Genomic DNA, 16,604 nt, shown 5'->3' with positions numbered 1-16,604 from the left:
AATCCAGGCGTTCCGGTTCACGCTGCACTGAAATTTGGTTACGCTGGGGAAACCGAACCAGGGCAACGCGCATAGCGGCCCCACCGCAGAGAGAGCAATATGTACTTTTACCAACCTTCTCAGGGACACGGCCTGCCGCACGACCCGCTGAACGCCATTATCGGCCCGCGTCCCATTGGCTGGATCTCGTCCTGCGACAAGGCCGGCCAGCTGAACCTCGCCCCGTACAGCTTCTTTAACTGCTTTAACTATCGTCCCCCGATAATTGGATTTTCCAGCAACGGCTGGAAGGACAGCGTGCGCAATATTACCGAAACGGGGGAGTTTGTCTGGAACCTCGCCACGCGCGATCTGGCCGGGGCGATGAATGAAACGTCCGCCACGCTTGCGCATGGTGAAGATGAATTTACCTTTGCAGGCCTGACGCCCGCAGCCAGCCAGCTTGTGGGCGCGCCGCGCGTGGCTGAAAGCCCGGTCAATTTTGAATGCCGTTTATCACAGTGCATTCAGCTTACCGGCGCCGATGGCACGCCGATTGATACCTGGCTGGTGCTTGGCGAAGTCGTTGGCGTTCATATTGCCGAAACGCTGCTGGAAGAGGGGATTTACCAGACCGCGAAAGCGCAGCCCATACTGCGGGCGGGCGGGCCGTCGGCCTACTACGGCATCAGCGACAGCCATCGTTTTGACCTGGTGCGCCCGGACGCGCGTCGGGGCTGAGATGCCGCACCGTGCGGCATCTGCCCGCAGGAGCATCAGTACCCGGCTTTATCAATCACAAACTGTTTGCCGCAGTTGCCCGGATGTGGCTGTGGTGCAAAAGAGCCGGCAGAGAGCGGATTGTTAATGGTGTCGGACTTAAGCGAGATCTGCATCTCGGTCAGATAGGCCGGATTGCCATGGCAGGTGAGCTTGAACGCTTTCACGTTCTGTTTGCCCCAGCTTTTAGCCACGGCGGCATCAAAGTCGCTGCGGCGTACGGTTTTGCCATAGTTTTCCGCCAGAAATTGTCCTGCCGCGCTGCTTTTCACTTCCTGATTCAGGCGCACCATGGTGCCGAAGTAGGCGTCTGGATCAAAACCGAAGCAGACGCCATGTTTCGCATATTCGTAACGTTCAAGGCAGGAATTCCCGCCCGCGCCGGGCATCACGCTGTTCAGCTTCGCCGCGCCCGACAGGGATAGCCCGGTCTCTGCGGCGGCGCATTTGCGGCTGGCTTTTGCTTGCGGCATGTCGGGCACGGGGCGGGTTGCGCAGCCGAAGCGCATCCAGCGGCGCTCATCCACCCCGCGCGCGGCGATGGATTTAGGCAGGCCGGGCCACAGGCCGTGGACGGTCAGAAAATCGGTTTTATTGCTGCTCTCTTTTTGCAGCCGGCATTCGTCCGGCTCGTTGCGGTTACGTTCGACCATGCTCTGGCAAAATCCGGTTTGCCAGGAAAGGGCCAGAACGTAGCGATCGAAATCGGCATACTGCGTTGCCCTGAGCGGGTCTGCCTGCGTTGAGAATACGCAGAGTGCAAGCGCTATTGCGCCAGACGGGATAACGATATCCTTCCTGAACATTTTCTTTCCTGATTGGTTGGGCGCGATTAATTTCTGGGGGTTATTAAAGCACAAAAAGCGCCAACAGGCGCTTTTTGGAAATCAGGAATTTCGCTTAGGCAGCGCCTGGGACCAGCACTTCGGTAGCGATAATGACGATAATCAGGCCAACCAGCACCGGCACCGACGTGCGTTTTACCACTTCAAAAGGCGAGATTTTTGCCATTCCGGCAACCGCCACCACCACGCCCGATACTGGAGAGATGGTACGACCCAGGTTAGAGGCCTGAAGCATCGGAATGGAGAGATAAGCCGGGTTAATGCCGGAGGAGTGTGCCAGTTTAGGGATCATCTCGACGAAGGCGTAGAACGGGGCGTTACCGGAACCGGTGGTCATTGCCGCCAGCATGGTCAGCACGACCAGCACCAGCATCAGGATAATGCTGGCCGAGCCGAACGAGGTGGCGATGGAGATCAGACTCTGGATAAAGCCGATGGTGCTCAGCCCCTGGGCAAAGACGCCTGCGGCCACCAGCAGCATTACCACGCCCGCGAAGGCATCGGCCATTCCGCGGTAGGCGACTTCCAGACCGGAGAATACTTTCTGCGTATTGAAGCCACGCACAAATTCCAGCAGGGCCGCCAGCAGCATGCAGATCACCAGAATGGTGATGATGTGCAGCTGCGGGCCCCATTTGCCGTCAAAGATAAGCACGCCAATAATCGGGGTGAACGGCAGGATGGAATAAAACGCCGGGGCAGTGGTGGTGATTTCACTCACGTCCATCATCTCGTGGCTGATGTTCTCCTTCTTGTCGAGATAGCGCTGCCAGAAGAAATGCGCCACGCCCATGCCGAGAATGGCCGTAATCGAGATCGGCAGCGTGGTCTTGAAGGCGAAGTCAATCAGCGACATTTCCGCCGCTTTCGCGGCCAGCACTACGTCACCGGAAGTAGGGGAGAGGATAATCGCCGCCGGAGAGGCGCAGATAGCCGCCGCCGCGCCGCGGCTGATCCCGACGTTGACCATCACCGGGAACAACGTCGCCATCAGCAGCACGCCAAGACCCGTGGCGGAGGAAACGGCTAACGACATCAGGCAGGCCAGGAAATAGGCCGCGACCATCAGCAGGTAGGGGGAGTTGATATATTGCAGCGGCTTAGAGGCCAGCTTTACGACCATATCATTGGCGCCGATATGGGTCATATAGGCCGCAAAACCGCAGAGCATCATGATCATCATGCCCAGATCGCCGCCGCGGCTCATCAGCAGAATTTTAATATATTCCACAATATCGGTGGCGGTATATCCGGTGCTGGCTTCGCTGGCCGGTAAAACCTGATGGCCCATTAGCGCGCTGATAATCAGCAGCGTCAGGCCGCCAACGAAGAGCACGCCGGTGGCCGAGTACCCTTTGATGATGTAGCGCGCTACACCGACAATGACCACGACTCCGATGAGGAGTTCGAGAAAAGTAAGCATGATTTCCCCTGTATCCTTGCTGCCCGAGAGCACAAATAATCAATAGAAAAAGAAGCCTGAAATGTGCCGAATAAATGGCCTGTTCTTGCTGATTAAAATCAAGAAAGCGACTACTAAAGGCGATGATGACGATATTTTTGCTAACCCTGCATCATTTATATTAAGTCGTTATTGACCTGATTAATAGCGATTACATGTCATTAATTTGAGGGTGAAGTGTTAATCTTTTGATTATTACTTGCCGTTTGCCGTACCGCAAGCCAGAGCGCGTTTGGCAAAGCCGGTCGTGTAGACCCGAGAACCGCTTCCGCTCCGGCATTTTCGTCGGTGAGGCAATCCCGGGAGGTGATAGCCTGGACATCCTCGCGCTCGCCATGAGCTTAAACGCGCAACGGCCACGCTCAAAATAGCCCTGCCTGTTGCGCTGATATTTATAATCTTCATTGTATGGTTAACGCTTTAAGCGGATAACCGGTGTCCTGATAATAATAGCGGCCTTAGCGGTCTGGTTTATTTGCTTTTCCAGAATGGTGGAAGAGTTTCACGTAATTATGGTTCTCTTTAAATCTTGCGAATAATAAATATTCCAGCGTTAAGCCTGAGGGGGAATACCGTGCCGCGCGAGTGTCCGAAGATAGCCTCCGCTATGGGAGGGGCCGTCGTGTAGGGCGGTGGGCGTGGTCCGGAGCCGAACCGGCGCGTCGCGGCGCAGTGTGAAATGTTACGCCAGCGTTAAATATGTCACCTGCTCGTGCTTATTCAGGCACGCTGGTCTTATCTTATAAGAGTGTTCTTAATAGTACGTGATTAATTAGGAATAACACCAATGCCGTTAAGCATTCATTCAAGTATTCTGTGCTAAGGTCTGTACCGAATACTAAATATGGTAATGGCATTGTGATTGTACGAATTAAATTCCCCCTGATTTTATTGTTTATTATTGGTCAGCTCTCTTTCGCATCCGTTGTTAATGCGCAAAGCAGCACTGCGGATAAAGGCTGGTTCTCCACGTTCACCGACAATGTTGCGCAAACGTGGAACGAACCCGAGCATTACGATCTCTACATTCCGGCCATTACCTGGCATGCACGTTTTGCCTACGACAAAGAAAAAACGGACCGCTATAACGAGCGTCCGTGGGGAGCCGGGTTTGGTCAGTCTCGCTGGGATGAAAAAGGCAACTGGCATGGCCTGTACCTGATGGCGTTTAAGGACTCCTACAACAAATGGGAGCCCATTGGCGGCTACGGCTGGGAAAAGACCTGGCGACCGTTATCAGACGATAACTTCCGTCTGGGGCTGGGCTATACGGCTGGGTTTACGGCACGCGATAACTGGAAATACATTCCTGTTCCGGTGCTTCTGCCGCTCGCCTCTATCGGTTATGGCCCGGCAACGTTCCAGATGACCTACATACCGGGCACCTACAACAACGGAAACGTTTACTTCGCCTGGATGCGTTTTCAGTTTTAACTGAATTTGCACGGTGAGCTGGACAAAAAATGCACTGGTAATGAATTGTAAAGGATAAAAATCGGACAGCGAAAATTAACGCGACTTTTGTCACTTTTTATCAAAGATCCGCTGGACAAAACGCCTCACAATTGTTGTACTGATACCCGACACAGCATTTGTGTCGTTTTTTAATGTAAAGGTAATTTTGATGTCTAAGATTAAAGGTAACGTTAAGTGGTTTAATGAGTCCAAAGGATTCGGTTTCATTACTCCTGAAGATGGCAGCAAAGACGTGTTCGTACACTTCTCTGCAATCCAGTCTAATGGTTTCAAAACTCTGGCTGAAGGTCAGCGCGTTGAGTTTGAAATCACTAACGGTGCCAAAGGCCCTTCTGCTGCTAACGTAATCGCTCTGTAATTCAGACGCGTCAGCAAGAATTTCAAAACCCGCTCACTGAGCGGGTTTTTTTCGTTCTGAATCAACCTGTAAGATAGATTTTCAGAAAGCTGGCGACGATTAACACGCTCAGCACTACCATTCCCGCGCTTAGCAGATTTTCCTTCATGCTATCACCCTCGTTCAGTTTTGCGCCAAGAGTGACAGAGAAAAATTAAGCCAACATTAAGGCTGGCGGGCTTAGTGCGCGCTGGCGGTAGAAAATAACCAAAACGCGATCGCGGTCATCGCAAACGATCCAAGCATGTTAACGGCAATGTTCGCCAGCGCCCAGCCCACGCGGCCTTCCTGAAACAGAAACACGACTTCCGCAGAGAAGGTCGAAAACGTCGTTAACCCGCCGCAGAACCCGGTCGTGATCAGCACTTTCCACATTGGGTCGATAGACGTCATGCGGTTAAACCAGGCCAGCCCCATTCCGATAATAAATGCGCCAATCAGGTTTGCTGCCAGTGTGCCCATCGGTATGGCCTGATGCAGAGGGTTAAAGCGCATGCTTAAGAGCCACCGTGCAACGCTACCCGTGCCCCCGCCAATAAAAACGGCTATAAGTAGTTGTAACACTGTCAATACCTGCTATTTGATGTGTGAGTGCGTCGAGTGTAACGCTGTTTTTAACCGGGAGACAATTATGTATGTTGCGGTAGGGCAGTTTGCGGTAACGCCGGACTGGAATGAAAACGCGCGTAAATGCGTCTCCCTGATGCGTCAGGCGAAGCAAATGGGGGCGTCGTTGCTGGTGCTGCCTGAGGCGTTACTGGCACGCGATGACAGCGACCCGGATCTGTCGGTAAAGTCTGCGCAAATGCTGGAAGGGGCGTTTTTAAAGCTACTTCTGGCCGAGAGCGTCGGCAACTCGCTCACCACCATATTAACCATCCACGTGCCCTCCACGCCCGGGCGGGCGGTCAACACGCTGGTGGCCATACGTGAAGGCGCAATTGTTGCGAGCTACGGCAAACTTCATCTGTACGATGCGTTCAGCATTCAGGAGTCGCGCCTGGTCGATCCGGGCAGCGTTATTCCGCCGCTGATTGAGGTGGCGGGTTTTAGCGTCGGGCTAATGACCTGCTACGATATTCGTTTTCCCGAGCTGGCGCTGAACCTGGCGTTGCAGGGAGCCGAGGTGCTGGTTCTGCCTGCTGCCTGGGTCAAAGGACCGCTTAAGGAGCACCACTGGGCGACGCTGCTTGCCGCACGCGCGCTGGATACCACCTGCTATGTGGTAGCCGCGGGGGAATGTGGTAACAGGAATATCGGGCAGAGCAGAGTAGTCGATCCGCTGGGGGTTACCGTTGCCGCGGCGGCGGAAGCGCCCGCGTTACTGATGACGGAGATAAGTTCAGCGCGAATAGCGCTTGCGCGTCAGCAATTACCCGTTCTGCGTAACCGCAGGTTTGCGCCACCGCAATTAATATGATGTTTTTTTCAACAATGCTTGATTCACCTTGTTACAGATTGCTATTGTGTGCGCGCGCCAAATGTCCGTTAATACGTTCAGGTTTTTGGCGCTGACTTGCAGCCTGTTTCATGTAAAGAAGGTATTTATGGGTGAGATTAGTATTACCAAACTGCTGGTGGTTGCCGCACTGGTCGTCCTGCTGTTCGGTACCAAGAAGTTACGCACGCTGGGTGGAGACCTGGGTGCTGCCATTAAGGGCTTTAAGAAAGCAATGAACGATGATGACGCGGCAGCGAAGAAAAGTGCCGAAGACGACATCACGGCACAGAAGCTGTCCCACAAAGAGTAATGGCAATGCTGCAAGGCTTGCATAAAAAAACCGGCTAACGAGGCCGGTTTTTTTTATAACTGTAAAAAAGTATGTCAGGGCTTATTTTACTTCTTCGCCTTTCGCCTGCATATCGGCGTGATATGACGAGCGAACGAAAGGACCACAGGCCGCGTGGGTAAAGCCCATCGCCATCGCTTCGGCTTTCATCTCGTCGAACTCGTCCGGGCTCACGTAGCGCTGCACGGGCAGATGGTGACGGCTTGGCTGCAAATACTGGCCCAGGGTCAGCATCGTGACGCCGTGGCGGCGCAGATCGCGCATCACTTCAATGATTTCGGCATTCGTTTCCCCCAGGCCAACCATCAGGCCAGACTTGGTAGGAATATGCGGATGTGCTTCTTTAAAGCGCTCCAGCAGCTTCAGGGACCAGTTATAGTCCGCACCAGGACGCACCTGACGATAAATACGCGGTACGTTCTCGAGGTTGTGGTTGAACACGTCTGGTGGCGTTGCGGTCAGGATATCGAGCGCGCGGTCCATACGTCCACGGAAGTCCGGAACCAGCGTCTCAATCTTAATGTTCGGGCTTTTTTCGCGGATCGCGGTAATGCAGTCAGCAAAGTGCTGAGCACCGCCATCGCGCAGGTCATCACGGTCGACGGAGGTGATAACAACGTAACGCAGCGCCATATCGGCAATCGTCTGCGCCAGCTTCTGCGGTTCATTCGCGTCAGGCGCAACGGGACGGCCATGGGCAACGTCACAGAACGGACAGCGGCGGGTACAGATGGCACCCAAAATCATAAACGTCGCGGTACCGTGATTGAAACATTCAGCAAGGTTAGGGCAGGAGGCTTCTTCACAGACGGAGTGAAGGCCATTTTTGCGCATCGCCGCTTTGATCCCCTGGATACGCGAAGAGTCAGCCGGAAGTTTAATTTTCATCCATTCCGGTTTTCTTAACAGCGCCTCGCGCTCTGTAGCCACGTTTTTAACCGGGATAAGGGCCATTTTATCGGCATCGCGGTATTTAACACCGCGTTCCATCACAATGGGTTTACTCATAGCGTGCGTGTTCCAGTTGCGAATATCGAAGGAAAGCGTTTCATTTCAAGGGAATGTTGTAATTATCAACTATTTTTGAACGAACGACAGGCAGTATATCATTTAAAGGGGCGATAAAGCAGCCTGCCAGGTCGCCAATTTGTAAAATAGTTGTTGTTTTGTGCCTTTTGCCCCGCGTGCGGCAGGGGCTTGTGCTGAAAGGCGGGATCAGAAAGCCTGGCGGATGACGTTAATGACGTTTTCCAGTACCGGATCGCGAAGGCTGAGCTTGTTGTAATGCAGTGAGATTTCAACAGATTCTGTATTGAGCTGACCCAGCGGAATGTTCTCGAGTGGCCAGCATTTCTGGAGCAGATCGAAGAGCCTTACGGGCATGATACAGAGCAGGTCGCTGCTGCCAATCAGGGCCGCAACGGTAAACATATTGTAACTGCTGAAGCTAACCAGACGGTCCGGGAACAGCTCCTCAATCCGCTGTCGCAGCGGATCCTGCCTTTGTCCCTCGGCCATAAATGACGCATGTTCATACTGGCGCAAATTTTCTGGCGTCAGCGGCGCGCCTAACGCCGGATGGTGTTGACGGCAAACGAGCGCCAGGCTGTCGGAATAAAGGACGTGCTGCCCCAGCGCCCTGGCCTGGAAGCTGTTGCTGTCGATGATCAGATCCGTCTGGAACTGCGCCAGCTGGGTTTCCGGATCGCTGACGGGCACGTTGCGGATCAGCAGCTGTGGCGCATGCTGTTTTATCGCCTGATAGATAGCCGGCATTACCAGAACGCCCACCGAGGGAGAGGTGCCAATGGTGATGGTTCTTTGCTTGTCATAGCTGCCGGTAAGATCCAGCGCGCCCAGAATCGATTCCAGACCCTGGCTGATATACTCATGGAGGTGAGTGGCGTACGCGGTTGGCGTTACCCCCTGGCCTTTACGAATAAATAAAGGGTCGGGAAATATAGCGCGCAATTTTTGAATGGACTGGCTAATAGCGGAGGGCGTGAGATTAAGAATTTTCGCAGCATTAACGATACCTTTATGGACATATACCGCCTCAAAAATAGTCAATAAATTGAGATCAATATTACGTAAAGTCCGAAAAATTTGCGGCTTATCTTCGCCGCTGGTTTCATTCAGGCGTTTGGCTGGTAAATTAGTAGGCTCCACGCTCTTACTCCGTATCCATTCACAATATGAATGATAGTTGAATTTATTTAATATGCTTGCAGAGATTCGTAAAGTGTTCGGTATGTTTCCCTTAATTATCGAAAACAAGCAGTTGGGTGATTGTCACGCATGTTACAGGCTACCGTCGATGGTCCTATTAAGGTTCTAATTAATATGTAGCGCTAATATATGGGCGACTCGAAAATATAGAATATGCGGTTTATTGTAAAGCGTAAATGCGGGAATTAAGCAGTGGCTCAGCAAATAAATGAGCCACTGTCGGAAGCGGGTTAAGCAGCAATATATTCGTGGGCAGGATTGTTAAGCAGTGCTAAAAAGTTCTTCAGAAGCACGGGCCGGATAACCTCAGGCGTGGCGCTTTCGACCCACTGGCACATTTGCGTCATCTCCATGCCGGCGTATCCGCAGGGGTTGATGCGCTGGAAGGGGGCGAGATCCATATTGATATTCAGCGCCAGGCCGTGGAACGAGCAGCCCTTTCGGATACGCAGGCCCAGCGAACAGATCTTCATTTCACCCACGTAGACGCCCGGCGCATCAGCGCGGGGGTGAGCGTCGATGCCGTACTCAGCGAGCGTGTTCACTACGGTTTGTTCCAGCAATGTCACCAGCTCGCGCACGCCCAGTTTTCTGCGTTTCAGGTTAAGCAAAACATACATAACCTGCTGTCCCGGACCGTGGTAGGTTACCTGTCCACCGCGATCGCTCTGGATCACCGGGATGTCGCCCGTCATCAGCAGATGTTCGGCTTTTCCTGCCTGGCCTTGCGTGAACACCGGCAGGTGTTCAACCAGCCAGATTTCATCAGGGGTGGCGTCATCGCGCGTATCGGTAAAGTCATGCATAGCCTGAGAGACAGGCTCGTAAGGCTGTAGCCCAAGATGGCGGACAAGAATTTTATCCTGGTACAAAAGGATGTCTCCGAAAACAGGGGAGAATAGGTAGCGGGGATTATATCACAGCGGGAAGAGGGGTTACCCGGCAAACCGGGCAACCGCAGAGGGACTACAGCACCATACGAACAATTTCGATGTTGCCAAGCTCTTCGTACAGCGTTTCAACCTGCTCAATGTGCGTGGCGGTGATGGTGATTGAGACCGAGTGGTAGTTACCTTTGCTGCTCGGTTTTACCGACGGAGAGTAGTCGCCCGGCGCATGGCGCTGTACCACTTCAACCACCTGATCAACCAGCTCAGGTTTCGCCAGACCCATCACTTTGTAAGTAAATGGAGTAGGGAATTCAAGCAGTTCGTTAAGTTTGGTTTTCATGTCAGCTCCGGCGTGTGTGTAAAAAATAATAACTCCCGCCACGGGGCGGGAGTTTTACTGATACGTAGTATATGGGGATCAAAATCACACTTTCAAGTGTTCAATTTTCAACCAAACCAGTGGTGGAACATCAGCTTAATGTAATCAATGATTTTGCCGAAGAAATTGCCTTCCGGAATTTCATCCAGCACCACCAGTGGACGCTGATCGATGGTTTTGCCATCCAGCTGGAAGTTGATGGTGCCAACGACCTGGTTTTTATGCAGCGGCGCGTGCAGCTCGGTGGTGTTCAGCACGTAGCTGGCTTTCAGATCCTTCATGCGGCCGCGCGGGATAGTCAGATAAAGATCTTTATCGACGCCCAGGGAAGCGCGGTCATTGTCGCCAAACCAGACGGGTTCTGAGGCAAACTCTTTACCGGCCTTCAGCGGATTCACGGTTTCGAAGAAGCGGAAGCCCCAGGTCAGCAGCTTTTTGCTTTCCGTTTCGCGTCCTTTAAAGGTGCGGCCCCCCATCACGGCAGAGATCAGGCGCATCTGGCCTTCGGTCGCGGAAGCCACCAGGTTGTAACCGGCTTTGTCGGTGTGGCCCGTTTTAATGCCGTCAACGTTCAGGCTGTTATCCCACAGCAGGCCGTTACGGTTAGTCTGACGGATGCCGTTAAAGGTGAACTCTTTCTCTTTGTAGATAGAGTACTCGTTCGGCACGTCACGGATCAGCGCCTGACCAATCAGCGCCATGTCACGCGCAGAGCTGTACTGGCCCTCTGCGTCCAGGCCGTGTACGGTCTGGAAGTGGGTATTTTTGAGGCCCAGCGCGGAGACGTAGCTGTTCATCAGGCCGACAAACGCATCCTGGCTACCCGCCGCAAAATCGGCCATTGCCACGCAGGCGTCGTTACCGGATTGCAGGTTAATACCACGGATCAGCTGAGAGACCGGAACCTGCATGCCTGGCTTCAGGAACATCAGGGATGAACCTTTAAATACCGGGTTACCGGTTGCCCACGCGTCGTTACCAATAGTCACCAGGTCGGTTTCTTTGAATTTACCTGCCTTCATTGCCTGGCCGATAACGTAGCTGGTCATCATCTTGGTCAGGCTGGCCGGATCGCGACGGACATCGGCATTCTGTTCTGCCAGAACTTTGCCAGAGTTGTAGTCAATCAGGATGTAGGATTCCGCGTCGATCTGCGGAACGCCAGGGATCATGGTCTTGATGTTCAGGTCATCCGCGTGTGCTGCGGAGAGTGCAGCAGCGCAAAGGGCCGTGGTCAGCGCGATGCGCTGCACAAAACGAGCAGAAAAAGTGGTCTTCATGGTCAGAACTACGACATCCGTGATGGAATTAAAAAAAGTGCCTTACTATAGCAAAAGCTATACAGGCAGGCATCCGACTTTCATCATGAGAGTGTTAACGTCATTTACACAAACTGACATTTCGGATACCACCGATTAATTACTTCGCAACAGTGATAAACGACTGAAGTTGCGCCTCGCTCTGCAGGCGCTGCTGCAGTGACGCAGCCTGCGATTTACCGGCAAACGGACCCATCTGGATACGCCATACCGCACCGTTTTGCTCTACGCGGCCAGGCACGCCAAACTGCTGGCTTAAACGCTGCTGATACTGCTCTGCACGGGCTCGATCGCTGACGGCGCCCACCTGAACTACGTAGCTGCCGCTTGCCGCAGCGGGTGCAGCAGTTTGGGTGGCAGCAGGGGCGGTCACCGGAGCGGGTTGTGCTGCGGGGGCCGCAACGACAGGCGCGGGAGCGGGTTCATCTGATTCAATCACGCCAGAGGCTAACGTGGTGGGAGCGCCGAGAAAGCCGCTGCTTTTCACCGGAGCGCCTGTCGCATCGTCGCTTTGCAGCGTATCGTTGCTGATGGCGCGCACTTCGCCCTGCGGCTGAGCAGGCTCTGAAGGCGTTGACGCGCCTCCCATGCCGCCGCTCAGGTCCGGACGAGCGGGCAGGGCGTAGGTCTGTTTTGCAACGGTGGTACAGGCGGTACCCGGGCCGGACAGCGTACCGTCCTGCGCCACGATGATTGGGTCAATACGCACTTTGGTATTATTAGAGGTGTTGAGACGATCGGCCGCCGCGCGCGACAGGGAGATAACGCGGTCGTTACCGTAAGGGCCACGGTCGTTAATACGCACTACGATCATGCGACCATTCGCCAGGTTAGTGATGCGCGCGTAGCTTGGGATTGGCAGCGTCGGGTGTGCCGCCGTAATCTGCATCGGATCGAAGGTTTCACCTGACGCGGTCAGGTTGCTGCCTGGCTCAGCATCATAGATGGCGGCAAGGCCGGCCTGGCTAAAACGGGCGGGATCCTGAACGATTTTGTAGCTTTTGCCGTCGCGCTGATAGTCCTGATTCACGCTGGGGTTCAGCGGTTCATAAACGGGATCGGCACCGCTAATTTCAACAATCGGGCCGTTACAGACCGCAGGCTGCGGCGGCGCGACGGTTGCCTGTTGCTGACCATCATCACTTGTGCAGGCTGCAAGTAAACTTGCAGCGATGCAGATCCCCAGCCACTGCTTACGCATTGCGATCCCCTTATTTTTATACGCTTTTGGACAACATTTTCCTGTGGGTATGGATCGACATTACGATACCAAACCCGGCCATCAACACGATCAGTGCCGAGCCCCCGTAACTCACCAGCGGCAGCGGCACGCCTACAACCGGCAGAATACCACTCACCATACCAATATTTACGAAGACATAAACGAATAAAATTAACATTAATCCACCCGCCATTACCCGGCCAAAGGTGGTCTGCGCCCGTGCGGCAATATAGAGCCCGCGCATGATCAGCAGCAGGTACAGCCCAAGCAGAACCAGGATACCAACCAGCCCTAACTCCTCAGCCAGAACGGCAAAGATAAAGTCAGTGTGGCGTTCCGGTAAGAATTCAAGCTGTGACTGCGTACCGTGCAGCCAGCCTTTTCCGCGCAGGCCGCCGGAGCCAATCGCAATTTTCGACTGAATAATATGATAGCCTGCACCCAGCGGATCGGTCTCTGGATCGAGCAGCATCATCACGCGCTGGCGCTGATAGTCATGCATCAGGAAGAACCAGAGAATAGGGATAAAGGCAGCCAGCAGGACGACCGCGATGCCGATCAAACGCCAGCTCAGGCCGGACAGGAACAGTACGAACAGACCGGAGAGGGCGATAAGAATCGAGGTGCCGAGGTCCGGCTGCGCGGCCACGAGGAGCGTTGGCAGGAAAATCAGCACCAGCGCAATGGCGGTATTTTTCAGCGACGGCGGACAGACGTCGCGGTTGATAAAGCGTGCAACCATCAACGGGACGGCGATTTTGGCAATTTCCGACGGCTGGAAGCGAACAATCCCCAGATCCAGCCAGCGTTGCGCGCCTTTGGATATGGCACCGAACGCATCGACTGCCACCAGCAAAATAATACAGAAAATATAGAGATAGGGCGCCCAGCCTTCATAGACGCGGGGCGGTATTTGCGCCATTACCACCATAATGACCAGGCCCATAGCGATCTGGCCGATTTTACGCTCCATCATGCCGATGTCCTGACCGCTGGCGCTCCAGATAACCAGAGCGCTGTAAACCAGCAGAGCCAGCAGGATCAGCAGCATGGCAGGGTCGATGTGGATCTTATCCCACAACGATTTTTTATTTGGATTATCCGTCATGATTATTGGTCCTCCGCCGCAGCGGCTGCCGGGTTTTCGGCTGGCAGTACGGTGTTGTTATCGCCCAGCATGATGTGGTCGAGGATTTGACGCATGATGGTCCCCACCGCCGGGCCTGCGCCGCCGTTTTCCAGAATCATCGCCACCGCAACCTGCGGGTTATCATAAGGCGCAAACGCTGTCATGAGCTTATGGTCACGCAGACGTTCGGCAATTTTGTGCGCGTTATAGGTTTCATTCGCTTTCAGACCGAAGACCTGTGCAGTACCCGATTTGGCCGCGATTTTATACGGTGCGCCAGCGAAGTATTTGTGCGCCGTCCCGTTAGGGCGGTTGGCGACGCCATACATTCCGTCTTTCGCGATTTCCCAGAAGCCTGAGTGGATATCGCCCACCGGCGGCTCGTGCGGCTGTATCCACGGCACTTTTTTGCCGTTTTCAACGGTACTTTGCAGCAGGTGCGGCACTTTCACCACGCCATCGTTAATAAGGATCATCATCGCCTTATTCATCTGCAACGGCGTTGCCGTCCAGTAGCCCTGGCCGATCCCTACCGGAATGGTGTCACCCTGATACCAGGGCTTTTTAAAGCGCTTCTGTTTCCATTCGCGGGTTGGCATATTGCCGGAGCGCTCTTCCGCGAGATCGATACCGGTGTAGTGCCCGTAGCCGAATTTGCTCATCCATTCAGAAAGACGGTCAATACCCATGTCGTAGGCGACCTGATAGAAGAAGGTATCCGCAGACTCTTCCAGCGATTTGGTTACGTTCAGATGGCCGTGGCCCCATTTTTTCCAGTCGCGGTAGCGTTTTTCAGAGCCAGGCAGCTGCCACCAGCCCGGGTCAAACAGGCTGGTATTACGGTTAATGACGCCCGCGCTCAGGGCAGAAACGGCGACATACGGTTTAACCGTTGAGGCCGGAGGATAGACCCCCTGCGTCGCGCGGTTCACCAGCGGGGTGTTTGGATCGTTGAGCAGGCCGGAGTAGTCCTTGCTGGAGATGCCGTCCACGAAGAGGTTCGGATCATAGCTTGGCATAGAAACCATCGACAGGATGCCGCCCGTTCTCGGGTCGGTCACGATAACGGCAGCACGGCTACCCGCCAGCAGCGTTTCGATATACTGCTGAAGCTTCAGGTCGATCGTCAAATAGACGTCATGCCCCGCCTGCGGCGGCACCTCTTTTAGCTGACGGATCACGCGGCCACGGTTGTTTACCTCAACTTCTTCATAGCCGGTCTGGCCGTGCAGAACATCTTCGTAATAGCGTTCGATCCCCAGCTTGCCAATGTCGTGCGTGGCGGCGTAGTTGGCCAGCTTGCCGTCTTTATCAAGGCGTTCGACGTCTTTATCGTTAATCTTGGAGACGTAGCCAATCACGTGCGTCAGCGCGGAGCCGTAAGGGTAGTATCGGCGCTTATAGCCTTTGACTTCCACCCCGGGGAAACGGTACTGGTTAACGGCAAAACGGGCGACCTGCACTTCCGTCAGGTTGGTTTTAACCGGAATCGAGGTGAAGCGGTGAGAACGTGCGCGCTCTTTTTTGAACGCGGCGATGTCGTCGTCATTGAGGTCAACGACGCTTCTCAGCGCGTTCAGCGTATCCTGCACGTTATCGACTTTCTCCGGCATCATCTCTATCTGGTAGATGGTGCGGTTTAGCGCCAGCGGGGTGCCGTTACGATCGTAGATAATGCCGCGGCTGGGCGCGATGGGCACCAGCTTGATACGGTTTTCGTTTGAGCGGGTCTGGTAATCGGTATAGCGGACAATTTGCAGATTGTAGAGGTTGGCGATCAGCACGCCGGTAAGCAGCAAAATCCCCGTAAAGGCGACCAGCGCCCGGCGCACAAACAGCGCGGACTCAGCCGTATAGTCGCGAAAAGAATTCTGTAGTTTCATCCGCTGCTTAAATTACCCTGGTCAGTCATTACTCGCGGTGATAAGGGTGGTTGGTAGTAATGCTCCATGCGCGATACAGACTTTCTGCCACGAGAACCCGCACAAGCGGGTGGGGCAGCGTCAGCGCAGAGAGTGACCAACTTTGTTCTGCTGCCGCTTTGCAGGCGGGAGATAACCCTTCCGGTCCGCCAATCAACAGGCTGACGTCACGGCCATCCTGTTTCCAGCGCTCCAGTTCGTGCGCCAGCTGCGGCGTATCCCAGGGCTTGCCCGGGATGTCGAGAGTCACGATGCGGTTTTTGCCTGCGGCAGCCAGCATCAGCTCTCCCTCTTTATCGAGAATACGTTTGATATCCGCGTTCTTGCCGCGCTTTCCTGCTGGGATCTCCACCAGTTCGAACGGCATATCTTTAGGAAAACGACGCAGATATTCAGTAAAACCGGTTTGTACCCAGTCAGGCATTTTGGTGCCGACGGCGACCAGCTGCAACTTCACGCATTAACCCCAGAGTTTTTCCAGCTCATACAGGCGACGGCTCTCTTCCTGCATGACGTGGACAATAACATCGCCGAGATCGACAACCACCCAGTCAGCGGTCGTTTCACCTTCAACGCCCAGCGGAAGCAGCCCTGCCGCGCGCGATTCCTGAACAACATGGTCAGCAATCGAAACAACGTGACGAGTTGAGGTACCGGTGCAGATGATCATGCAGTCGGTGATGCTGGATTTACCCTTAACGTCGATAGCGATGATGTCCTGACCTTTCAGGTCATCAATTTTGTCGATAACAAAATCCTGGAGTGCTTTACCCTGCAAGTTTTCC

18 protein-coding genes are annotated in these 16,604 nt (G+C 54.1%); 5 read left to right on the top strand and 13 right to left on the bottom strand.

Going from position 1 to position 16,604, the window contains the following annotated elements; translation table 11 throughout:
- The first annotated feature begins 99 nt into the window (after positions 1–99).
- Positions 100–720, top strand: a complete 621-nt coding sequence (locus MOQ06_RS22085; protein WP_148419230.1) for a flavin reductase family protein — start codon at positions 100–102, stop codon at positions 718–720.
- 35 nt (positions 721–755) lie between these two features.
- Here MOQ06_RS22085 and rna read toward each other — a convergent pair whose 3' ends face one another.
- Complete coding sequence (gene rna / locus MOQ06_RS22080) at positions 756–1,565, bottom strand: ribonuclease I (protein WP_148419228.1); 810 nt, start codon at positions 1,563–1,565, stop codon at positions 756–758.
- Positions 1,566–1,659: 94 nt separating this feature from the next.
- Positions 1,660–3,027: an anaerobic C4-dicarboxylate transporter DcuC gene (gene dcuC / locus MOQ06_RS22075; RefSeq protein ID WP_148419226.1), complete on the bottom strand. Its 1,368-nt coding sequence runs from the start codon at positions 3,025–3,027 to the stop codon at positions 1,660–1,662.
- 897 nt (positions 3,028–3,924) lie between these two features.
- Here dcuC and pagP point away from each other — a divergent pair.
- Positions 3,925–4,500 carry a lipid IV(A) palmitoyltransferase PagP gene (gene pagP / locus MOQ06_RS22070; protein WP_148419224.1) on the top strand — a complete coding sequence of 192 codons (576 nt, stop codon included), beginning with the start codon at positions 3,925–3,927 and terminating at the stop codon, positions 4,498–4,500.
- Between the two features lie 190 nt (positions 4,501–4,690).
- Positions 4,691–4,900: a transcription antiterminator/RNA stability regulator CspE gene (gene cspE, locus MOQ06_RS22065; protein ID WP_002439184.1), complete on the top strand. Its 210-nt coding sequence runs from the start codon at positions 4,691–4,693 to the stop codon at positions 4,898–4,900.
- 219 nt (positions 4,901–5,119) lie between these two features.
- On the opposite strand, the gene crcB is transcribed toward cspE, so the two are convergent.
- Positions 5,120–5,503, bottom strand: a complete 384-nt coding sequence (gene crcB, locus MOQ06_RS22060) for a fluoride efflux transporter CrcB (protein WP_176610900.1) — start codon at positions 5,501–5,503, stop codon at positions 5,120–5,122.
- Between the two features lie 67 nt (positions 5,504–5,570).
- Here crcB and MOQ06_RS22055 point away from each other — a divergent pair, with 67 nt between their 5' ends.
- Together MOQ06_RS22055 and tatE are read left to right on the top strand one after the other, a co-directional pair.
- Positions 5,571–6,359, top strand: a complete 789-nt coding sequence (locus MOQ06_RS22055; protein WP_176610899.1) for a deaminated glutathione amidase — start codon at positions 5,571–5,573, stop codon at positions 6,357–6,359.
- 127 nt (positions 6,360–6,486) lie between these two features.
- A complete protein-coding gene (gene tatE, locus MOQ06_RS22050; protein WP_003858723.1) occupies positions 6,487–6,690 on the top strand; it encodes a twin-arginine translocase subunit TatE in 204 nt (67 codons plus the stop codon).
- A gap of 81 nt (positions 6,691–6,771) precedes the next feature.
- Here the strand turns inward: tatE and lipA are convergent, their stop codons facing one another.
- The 10 genes from lipA to rsfS all read right to left on the bottom strand — a co-directional run bounded on the left by lipA (position 6,772) and on the right by rsfS (position 16,597).
- Positions 6,772–7,737: a lipoyl synthase gene (gene lipA / locus MOQ06_RS22045; protein WP_006809637.1), complete on the bottom strand. Its 966-nt coding sequence runs from the start codon at positions 7,735–7,737 to the stop codon at positions 6,772–6,774.
- 207 nt (positions 7,738–7,944) lie between these two features.
- Positions 7,945–8,898, bottom strand: coding sequence for a YbeF family transcriptional regulator (locus tag MOQ06_RS22040; protein WP_193356025.1), 954 nt, complete (start codon positions 8,896–8,898; stop codon positions 7,945–7,947).
- Positions 8,899–9,188: 290 nt separating this feature from the next.
- The gene (gene lipB, locus MOQ06_RS22035; protein WP_148419214.1) at positions 9,189–9,830 is read right to left on the bottom strand and encodes a lipoyl(octanoyl) transferase LipB; all 642 of its coding nucleotides are present in this window, start codon (positions 9,828–9,830) and stop codon (positions 9,189–9,191) included.
- Between the two features lie 94 nt (positions 9,831–9,924).
- The gene (gene ybeD, locus MOQ06_RS22030; RefSeq protein ID WP_003858718.1) at positions 9,925–10,188 is read right to left on the bottom strand and encodes a DUF493 family protein YbeD; all 264 of its coding nucleotides are present in this window, start codon (positions 10,186–10,188) and stop codon (positions 9,925–9,927) included.
- 107 nt (positions 10,189–10,295) lie between these two features.
- Positions 10,296–11,507: a D-alanyl-D-alanine carboxypeptidase DacA gene (gene dacA / locus MOQ06_RS22025; protein WP_148419212.1), complete on the bottom strand. Its 1,212-nt coding sequence runs from the start codon at positions 11,505–11,507 to the stop codon at positions 10,296–10,298.
- Positions 11,508–11,646: 139 nt separating this feature from the next.
- Positions 11,647–12,747 (bottom strand): endolytic peptidoglycan transglycosylase RlpA, encoded by a 1,101-nt coding sequence (rlpA, locus tag MOQ06_RS22020; protein ID WP_176610896.1) that lies wholly within the window; start codon positions 12,745–12,747, stop codon positions 11,647–11,649.
- Between the two features lie 16 nt (positions 12,748–12,763).
- Complete coding sequence (gene mrdB / locus MOQ06_RS22015) at positions 12,764–13,876, bottom strand: peptidoglycan glycosyltransferase MrdB (RefSeq protein ID WP_148419208.1); 1,113 nt, start codon at positions 13,874–13,876, stop codon at positions 12,764–12,766.
- Between the two features lie 2 nt (positions 13,877–13,878).
- Positions 13,879–15,780: a peptidoglycan DD-transpeptidase MrdA gene (gene mrdA / locus MOQ06_RS22010; RefSeq protein ID WP_148419206.1), complete on the bottom strand. Its 1,902-nt coding sequence runs from the start codon at positions 15,778–15,780 to the stop codon at positions 13,879–13,881.
- A 28-nt stretch (positions 15,781–15,808) separates the two neighbouring features.
- Positions 15,809–16,276, bottom strand: a complete 468-nt coding sequence (gene rlmH, locus MOQ06_RS22005; RefSeq protein WP_003858701.1) for a 23S rRNA (pseudouridine(1915)-N(3))-methyltransferase RlmH — start codon at positions 16,274–16,276, stop codon at positions 15,809–15,811.
- 3 nt (positions 16,277–16,279) lie between these two features.
- A complete protein-coding gene (gene rsfS / locus MOQ06_RS22000; RefSeq protein ID WP_148419205.1) occupies positions 16,280–16,597 on the bottom strand; it encodes a ribosome silencing factor in 318 nt (105 codons plus the stop codon).
- Positions 16,598–16,604: the final 7 nt, after the last annotated feature.

The sequence above is a fragment of the Enterobacter sp. I4 genome, assembly GCF_022669095.1.
Classification (GTDB): Bacteria; Pseudomonadota; Gammaproteobacteria; order Enterobacterales; family Enterobacteriaceae; genus Enterobacter; species Enterobacter pasteurii.
This window is presented reverse-complemented; position numbering and strand designations above follow the sequence as displayed.